Below are 2,818 nucleotides of genomic sequence, written 5' to 3'. Positions count from 1 at the left end.
AGCCCTCCCCCAGCGGCATCGCCACCTCCAGCGCCGCGACCTGCGCCAGCAGCGCCTCGTGCGTCAGCATCACTGGCTTCGGGTCCACCGTGGAGCCGGACGAGAACTGGATGAGCCCCAGCGCTTCGGGCCGCACGGGGGCCTCCAGCGCGTCGTCTCCTCGCGACACGTCATCCACCGTGTGGCAGCCCAGCCGGGGACGCGCGCGCTCCACGCTGGGCCCCAGCAGCAGCCGCACGCGGGCGTCCGTCAACACCATCACCGAGCCCGTCACGTGGAGCATCCGCGAAGTCGCCCGGTGGTACTCCTCCAGCCGCCCCAGCCGCACCGGCGGGTACAGCGGCACCGGCACCGCGCCGGCGAGCAACGTGCCGAAGAAGGCGTCCATGAAGGCCGGCGACGTGGGCAGCAGCAACGCCACCCGGTCGCCCTCGCGCACGCCCAGCCGGGCCAGCCCCGCGGCGGTGCGCTTCGCCCGTCGGTATACGTCCGCCCAGGGCATGAACACCTCGCGCTCGGACGCGTCCACGAAGGTGAGCCCCAGCGGAGACGAGCGCCCGGTGTCCGCGAGCGCCGCGTTCACCGTCAGGTGCCTGGGCGGAGGCAACGCCGGGCCCACCAGTCGCGCGCTGGCGTCCTTCACGGCAGGGCCTCCTCCGGCTGGGGCTCCACCGGAGCCGCGACTCGCTGCGCCACCAGCTTCGCCAGGTCGCCCACCGTGCGCACGCCCTGCGCGTCCTCTTCGGACAGGCGGATGCGGAAGCGGTTCTCCAGCCCCACCGCCAGCACCGTGAGGCCCAGGCTGTCCAACTGGAGGTCGCGTATCAGGTCCTGCGAGGGCTCCACCGCGCCCTTCCACTCCAGCTCCTCGGTGACGATGCGGTGAATCTCCGTCATGACCTCCAGTTCACGTTCAGCCACGTGGCACCTCCGGAATGAAACGAGGGCGATGGGAGAACGCCTGCGCGTACACCTCACCCAGCGCCGCCTCTTCCGCGCGGATTCGCACGTAGAGCAGCGCCGCGTTGCCCACTGAGAAGACCAGCGCCGTCCACCATGCACCGTGGATGAGCGGCACGCACGCCAACTCCAACACCACCGCGACATAGTTGGGGTGGCGCAGGAAGCGATAGGGCCCGCCCGTCACCGGCGCCAGCCCCGGCACCACGATGATGCGCGAGTTCCACCGGTCGCCCAGCGTGGCGATGGCCCAGTACCGCAACCCCTGCGCCACCACCGCGCCCGTCAGCGCCGCCCACCCCCACGTGCCCGGGAAGCCGCGCCGCAGCAGGAACACCTCCGCCACGCACGCCACCAGGAACAGCGTGTGGAACACCACCATGAAGCGGTAGTGCCGCTGCCCCGTCTCCACCCCGCCGCGCGCGAAGGCCCGGGCGGCGTTGCGCTTGGAGAGCACCAGCTCCACCAGCCGCTCCACGACGAGCGCGGCCATGAAGCCCAGGAAGAGGGCCTGCGTGGAGGTCACCATCGCAGCAGCACCATCTCCGCGCCGAAGCCCGGGCCCATGGCCATCATCACGCCCCACTCCCCCGGCCGCGCGCGGACGGACTCCAGCGTCTCGCCGAGCACGAAGAGCACCGACGCGGAGGAGAGGTTGCCCACCTCGCGCAGCGAGGCCCACGAGCGCTCCAGCGTCGAGGGCCCCAGCTCCAGCGCCTCCTCGAAGGCCTCCAGCACCTTGGGCCCGCCGGTGTGCGCCACCCAGTGCCGGATGTCTTCGCGCTTCAGCCCGTGCTGCGCGAGGAAGCCGTCCACGTTGCCCCGGATGTGGTCCTTCACGAGCCCCGGCACCTTCGCGGACAGCACCACCTTGAAGCCGGTGTCCACCACGTCCCAGCCCATGATGCGCTCGGTGTCCGGGTAGAACACGGAGCGCGACGCCACCACCCGCGGCCCTCGGGCGCCCGGAGCCGCCGCGCCGCGGAGCACCGCGCACGCCGCGCCGTCACCGAAGAGGCCGGACGCGATGATGTTCGGAATGGACAGGTCCTCGCGCTGCAACGTGAGCGAGCACAGCTCCACGGCGATGACGAGCGCGGTGTGCTCCGGGAAGCCGCGCAGGTAGTCCGCCGCACGGGCCACGCCCGCCGCGCCCGCCACGCATCCCAGACCGAAGAGCGGCGTGCGCTTGAAGTCCTCGCGGAAGCGCACGCGGTTGGCCAGCCGCGCGTCGATGCTCGGCGTGGCGATGCCCGTCACGGTGACGAAGAAGACGTGGTCCACCTCCCCGGGCGTGAGCTCGGCCGCGTCCAGGGCCTGGCGCACCACCGTTTCGCCCAGCTCCGTGGCCGAGCGAATCCAGGCGTCATTGCGCTGTTGGAAGGTCACCAGCGGTGGGTAGGCCTCCAGGGGCAGCGCCAGATGCCGCCCCCCCACCTGGACGGCGCGGTGCAGGTCCTCCAGCCGCTCCAGGTTGAAGTGGCGCGTGGCCCACAGCTCGCGGAACGCGGCGATGAGCTGCTCCTGACTGGCGTAGTGCGGCGGGAGTGCCCGCCCCACGGCACGGATGGAGGGCGAGCGGTCCTGGCCTGAGGCACTGAGCATGGCGTTCCCGAATCATTCGCGGCGGTGGAGAGTGGACGCTTAATCGGAGATAGCGTCCAGCGCGATACGGGATGTTCCAGCTGACGCCTCCCGCACGGACCGCGCCTGTCCGACTGTCACGCGCATGACGCACACGGTCGTCGCGGCCGGCGCATTCATGGGGAACGAACCTTGCTCAACGCCGGATGAAGGCCGCCCCCCACAACAGGACCAGCACCCACGTCAGCCCGCCCGGCGCCGACGAACAGCCCCC

Annotated in this window: 4 protein-coding genes; all 4 read right to left on the bottom strand. The window is 71.6% G+C overall.

Annotated features, from left to right (window positions below):
- Nucleotides 1–643, bottom strand: a 643-nt coding sequence (locus G4D87_RS36295; RefSeq protein WP_163787373.1) for an AMP-binding protein, incomplete at its 3' end; no start/stop codon positions are given.
- On the bottom strand, nt 640–921 hold the full coding sequence (locus G4D87_RS36290; RefSeq protein ID WP_163787372.1) for an acyl carrier protein: 282 nt from the start codon (nt 919–921) through the stop codon (nt 640–642). The genes G4D87_RS36290 and G4D87_RS36295, both read right to left, overlap by 4 nt.
- A complete protein-coding gene (locus tag G4D87_RS36285; RefSeq protein WP_163787371.1) occupies nt 914–1,489 on the bottom strand; it encodes an isoprenylcysteine carboxyl methyltransferase family protein in 576 nt (191 codons plus the stop codon). Before G4D87_RS36285 ends, G4D87_RS36290 begins: the two co-directional genes overlap by 8 nt.
- Nucleotides 1,483–2,565 carry a type III polyketide synthase gene (locus G4D87_RS36280; protein ID WP_163787370.1) on the bottom strand — a complete coding sequence of 361 codons (1,083 nt, stop codon included), beginning with the start codon at nt 2,563–2,565 and terminating at the stop codon, nt 1,483–1,485. The genes G4D87_RS36285 and G4D87_RS36280 overlap by 7 nt, the downstream gene beginning before the upstream one ends.
- Between the last annotated feature and the right edge of the window lie 253 nt (nt 2,566–2,818).

The sequence above is a fragment of the Myxococcus vastator genome, assembly GCF_010894475.1.
Classification (GTDB): domain Bacteria; phylum Myxococcota; class Myxococcia; order Myxococcales; family Myxococcaceae; genus Myxococcus; species Myxococcus vastator.
Note: the sequence above shows the minus strand (reverse complement) of the source record. Positions and strands in the feature narration are given on the sequence as shown.

Excerpts from the sequence above, each read along its gene's own strand:
- G4D87_RS36285 (WP_163787371.1), bottom strand. The coding sequence starts at position 1,489 with ATGGTGACCTCCACGCAGGCCCTCTTCCTGGGCTTCATGGCCGCGCTC.
- G4D87_RS36280 (WP_163787370.1), bottom strand. The coding sequence starts at position 2,565 with ATGCTCAGTGCCTCAGGCCAGGACCGCTCGCCCTCCATCCGTGCCGTG.